At 63.6% G+C, this 4,703-nt stretch carries 7 protein-coding genes; 3 read left to right on the plus strand and 4 right to left on the minus strand.

All coding sequences use genetic code 11. From position 1 onward, the window contains the following. The 3 genes from EN994_RS18465 to EN994_RS18475 all read left to right on the plus strand — a co-directional run. Positions 1-370, plus strand: a 370-nt coding sequence (locus EN994_RS18465; RefSeq protein WP_127307709.1) for an ABC transporter permease subunit, incomplete at its 5' end; no start/stop codon positions are given. Further along, positions 360-1,175 carry an ABC transporter permease gene (locus tag EN994_RS18470; RefSeq protein WP_024503371.1) on the plus strand — a complete coding sequence of 272 codons (816 nt, stop codon included), beginning with the start codon at positions 360-362 and terminating at the stop codon, positions 1,173-1,175. The genes EN994_RS18465 and EN994_RS18470, both read left to right, overlap by 11 nt. A 95-nt stretch (positions 1,176-1,270) precedes the next feature. Next, the gene (locus tag EN994_RS18475) at positions 1,271-2,698 is read left to right on the plus strand and encodes a gamma-aminobutyraldehyde dehydrogenase (protein ID WP_127307710.1); all 1,428 of its coding nucleotides are present in this window, start codon (positions 1,271-1,273) and stop codon (positions 2,696-2,698) included. 174 nt (positions 2,699-2,872) lie between these two features. Here the strand turns inward: EN994_RS18475 and EN994_RS18480 are convergent, their stop codons facing one another. The 4 genes from EN994_RS18480 to EN994_RS18495 all read right to left on the minus strand — a co-directional run. Then, positions 2,873-3,187, minus strand: coding sequence for a hypothetical protein (locus EN994_RS18480; protein WP_013528019.1), 315 nt, complete (start codon positions 3,185-3,187; stop codon positions 2,873-2,875). 53 nt (positions 3,188-3,240) lie between these two features. Next, the gene (locus EN994_RS18485) at positions 3,241-3,603 is read right to left on the minus strand and encodes a nuclear transport factor 2 family protein (protein WP_024503372.1); all 363 of its coding nucleotides are present in this window, start codon (positions 3,601-3,603) and stop codon (positions 3,241-3,243) included. An 81-nt stretch (positions 3,604-3,684) separates the two neighbouring features. Continuing rightward, on the minus strand, positions 3,685-4,164 hold the full coding sequence (locus tag EN994_RS18490) for a carboxymuconolactone decarboxylase family protein (protein WP_013528017.1): 480 nt from the start codon (positions 4,162-4,164) through the stop codon (positions 3,685-3,687). Between the two features lie 110 nt (positions 4,165-4,274). Further along, positions 4,275-4,703, minus strand: a 429-nt coding sequence (locus tag EN994_RS18495) for a helix-turn-helix transcriptional regulator (RefSeq protein WP_164746000.1), incomplete at its 5' end; no start/stop codon positions are given.

Consider the following 4,703-nt stretch of genomic DNA (forward strand, 5'->3'; position numbering starts at 1 on the left):
CGTCTATGTCTGGCTGCCGTTCATGATCCTCCCCGTTCAGGCGGCGCTCGAGCGCGTGCCCGGCAATCTGGTCGAGGCCTCGTCCGACCTCGGCGCTTCACCGGGACAGACCTTCCGCAACGTGCTGTTTCCGCTGGCGCTGCCGGGCATCGTCGCCGGTTCGATCTTCACCTTCTCGCTGACGCTCGGCGATTACATCATCCCGCAGATCATCGGCACCTCGCGTCTGTTCATCGGCCAGGCGGTCTATTCGCAGCAAGGCACCGCCGGCAACATCCCGCTCGCCGCCGCCTTCACCGTGGTGCCGATCGTCATCATGGGCTTCTATCTCTGGGGCGCCAAGCGCATGGGGGCCTTCGATGCGCTCTGATGGTTCCCAGTCGGCTCCGCTCGGCCTGAAGATTGCCGCCGCCTGCGGGCTGCTGTTCCTGCACCTGCCGATCCTGCTGATCTTCGTCTATGCCTTCACCACCGAAGAGAAGAGTTTCGTCTGGCCGCCGCCAGGGCTGACGACGCAGTGGTTCGCCGTGACCTGGAACCGGCCAGATGTCTGGCAGGCGCTGTCGCTGTCGGTCAGGGTGGCCGCGATTTCGACGGCGATCGCGCTCATCCTCGGCACGCTCTGTTCGGCGGCGGTGTCGCGGACAAGATTCTTCGGCCGCGAAACCATCTCGCTGCTGGTCATCCTGCCGATCGCGCTGCCCGGCATCATCACCGGCATTGCGCTGCGCTCGGCCTTTTCGCTGGCCGACATCCCGTTCTCGTTCTGGACGATCGTGCTTGGCCACGCCACCTTCTGCGTGGTCGTCGTCTACAACAACGCCGTCGCCCGTTTCCGCCGCACTTCCGGTTCGATGATCGAGGCTTCGATGGATCTCGGCGCCGACGGTTTTCAGACCTTCCGCCATGTCGTGCTGCCCAACATCGCCACGGCGCTGCTTGCCGGCGGCATGCTGGCCTTCGCGCTGTCCTTCGACGAGGTCATCGTCACCACCTTCACCGCCGGCCAGCAGCAGACGCTGCCGATCTGGATGCTGGAAGAACTGATCCGTCCGCGCCAGCGCCCGGTCACCAATGTCGTTGCCATGGTCGTCATGCTGGTGACGTTGCTGCCGATCCTTGCCGCTTATTACCTCACCCGTGACGGCGACCAGATCGCTGGAAGCGGGAAATGAAAAACAGCGAATAGGGAGTAGCGAATAGGGATCGACGGTCAAACCCTACTCGCTTTCAGCTACTCGCTACTCGCTTCTGTAAAGGGAGAAACCTTATGGACACCCAGATGCTGATCGGCTCGAAATTCGAGAAGGGCACCGAGACCGAGGAGCCGATCCTCAATCCAAAGACCGGGGCGACCATCCTCAACCTGCCCGAGGCCAGCCAGGCGCAGATCGAGGCGGCGGTCACTGCTGCCGAACAGGCGTTCGTCTTGTGGTCGCGCACCACGCCGGCGCAGCGCTCCGGCTATTTGCTGAAGATCGCCGACCGCATCGAAGCCGACGCGAAGGAGTTCGCCACGCTCGAGGCGCTCAACTGCGGCAAGCCGATCAACGCCGTGCTCAATGACGAAATCCCGGCGATCGTCGATTGCTACCGCTTCTTCGCCGGCGCCGTCCGTTCGATGCCGGGCGTCGTCGCTGGCGAATACATTCCCGGCCACACCTCGATGGTCCGTCGCGATGCCATTGGCATCGTCGCTTCCATCGCGCCGTGGAACTATCCGCTGATGATGATGGCCTGGAAGCTGGCGCCGGCGATCGCCGGCGGCAACACCGTCGTCTTCAAACCGTCCGAGCAGACACCGCTGACGGCGCTGAAGCTGGCAAAAATCCTTGCGGACATCCTGCCCGAAGGCGTCGTCAATGTCGTGCTCGGCCGCGGCGACAGCGTCGGCAACACGCTGATCAATCATCCCAAGGTCAACATGATCTCGATCACCTGCGATGTCGCCACCGGCAAGAAGGTGCTGCAGGCGGCCGCCAAGTCGGTCAAGCGCACGCATCTCGAGCTCGGCGGCAAGGCGCCGGTCATCGTCTTCGACGACGCCGACCTCGGCGCCGTGGTCAACGGCCTGCGTGCCTTCGGCTATTACAATGCCGGCCAGGACTGCACCGCCGCCTGCCGCATCTACGCCGGCAAGAAGATCTACGACAAGCTCGTCGCCGATCTCTCCTCGGCCGTCTCGACCATCAAGTACGACCGCCCCGACGATACCGAAAACGAAATCGGCCCGCTGATCTCGCGCCGCCAGCGCGACCGCGTCTCGAGCTTCGTCGAGCGCGCCTCGGAACTGAAACACATCGAGATCACCACCGGCGGCAAGCCGGGCGAGGGCTCCGGCTTCTATTACCAGCCGACCGTCGTCGCCGGCGCGCTGCAGGAAGATGAGATCGTGCGCCGCGAAGTGTTCGGCCCGGTCGTCTCGGTTACTCGTTTTTCGGAAGTCGACGAGGCGGTGAACTGGGCCAATGACAGCGACTACGGCCTGGCGTCATCCGTATGGACCAAGGATGTCTCGCGCGCCATGGCGACGGCCGCCCGCCTGCAATATGGCTGCACCTGGATCAACACCCACTTCATGCTGACCAACGAGATGCCGCATGGCGGGTTGAAGCAGTCCGGCTACGGCAAGGACATGTCGCTCTACGCACTGGAGGATTACACCGCCGTGCGGCATGTGATGGTTGCGCATGGCTAGTTTTGCCTTGTCCCCTTGTGGGAGAAGGTGGATCGGCGCGTAGCGCCGAGACGGATGAGGGGTGTTCCAGCTTGACGCCAGCTTACCCCTCACCCGGGTTGCCAACCGATTTGTGAAGGACAAATCGGGGCAATCCGACCTCTCCCACAAGAGGAGAGGTAAGACCGCAGACCACTACTCCACGATGCGATAGATATTCCACAGGCTGGTGCCAGACACGACATAGGGCTCGATCTCCTTGCCCCATTTCGCGTGCGCGTCGATCTTGCCGATCTTGGCGAAGAACGCCTCCAACTGGGCCAGGCTTTCGACCTGGTGATGGGACTCGACCGTCGCCTCCCGCGCGCCGATCGAACCGGTCATGATCTGGAATTCCAGCTCGTCGAGGCCGACCTGTGACCCGATCTCGCGTTCCCATTTCTTCAACAGGTCGAGCACGGTCTGCTTGTGTCCGAACTTGGCGTCGATCTGCCATCTGGCGCTGAACATCGTCTTCTCCTCCAGGTTGCGGCCCAGGCCGCGGTTGATCCACGGTTGTTGATCTACTCGTCCCAGGCCTGCACGACGGTCTGTCTTGCGATCCGACCGTTCTTCAGCTCCAGCATCGCTGCGCAGAACACCTTGGTGCCGTCCGGATAGGCGCAGGCCTGGGTGAAGGCGAGGCTGTCGCCGTCGGCGATGGTGGTGTCGACCTTGTGGGTCATCGCCCGGCTGCAGATGTCGTCCCAGAATGTGGTGATCGCCGCGCGCCCGCGGATTTCACGCGGCTTGCTCGGCGGGTTGTTGCGGTCGATCACCCGCACCAGCGCGTCTTCGGCATAGAAGCTCGACAGCATCTTGCCGTCACGGGTTTCGATCGCCTTCTTGATCGCGGCGCCGTCCACTGTTTGGGTCTTGGTCAGCATTTCATCCTCCATTGGCCCGTCTTCCGACCGGGCGGTTGATGGTCGATGTGCCGTCCGGCGCTCATCGCCGGGCAGTGGTTCTTACTGCGACTTCGCCTTGACGGCCGCGAATACGTCGTCGGTCTGCTTCTTGAAGGTCGTCAGATCGACCTGGCTGCCGTTGAGCATCGTCGACCAATGGCGCACGATGGCGGACATCGCCACCGCCTCCTTGATCTCCTCGTCGCTGGCGCCGTTGAGCTTGGCCGCCTCGGTGTGGAAATAGATGCAGTACTGGCATGGGATCTGCGCCGCGACGGCGAGGCCCAAAAGTTCCTTGGTCTTGCCGTCAAGCGCCGTCTTCGGGTTGAGCTGCACGCCCTTAATCTCGGCCCAGGCGCCGGCGACGGCCACATCCGGCAGGGTCTTGAACATGTCCGGCACCGAGCCGAGCGTTGCCTCGATGTCCTTGTAGGCGGCCGCCGCGGACGCGTCCTCGGCCTTTGCGGGAGAGATGGCGAACAACGCGCCAACGCTTGCAGCGATCACAAGCAATTTGAGTGTCCGGTTCGACTTCAGCATTTCCTCCTCCGTTCGCAGCGCCTTTTCCAGCGACATCCGCCTAGCCTGCGTGGAGAGAATTGATAGCGCTTACCCGCCCATGGCCGCTTCGCCCGAAAGCGCCATGGCTCTCATGGCCCGTGCGGGCCAGGGTGCCTGGCCGAAAACGCCGCCGCCGCCGCCCGCGACGGCAGATCCAGCTTGAGCAGTATGTTGGCGACATGGCGCTTGACCGTGTGTTCGCTCAGCCGCAATTCGGCGGCGATCGCGGCATTGCTCTTGCCGTCGGCGACGAGGCTCACCACCTCGCTTTCGCGCGCCGTCAATGCGGCCGGCTCGGCGGTCTTGGGTTTGGGCCGGCAGGCGGGTTCCAGATGCTGTTCGGACGTCGCATGGACCAGCGCCAGCGGCTGCTCCAGCTCGTCGACACTGATGCGCCCGGCGTCGGTGAAATGCAGGCCCGACCCAGCCGCCAGATCGGCGATCAGACGCGACGCGATAATGTCGCCGCGGCCGGCATGGGCGGCCAGTTGCATTGCCACCCGCGCCGTCGTCCCAAC

Origin of the sequence: Mesorhizobium sp. M7A.F.Ca.CA.002.09.1.1, from assembly GCF_003998555.1 — a bacterium.
Taxonomy (GTDB): domain Bacteria; phylum Pseudomonadota; class Alphaproteobacteria; order Rhizobiales; family Rhizobiaceae; genus Mesorhizobium; species Mesorhizobium ciceri.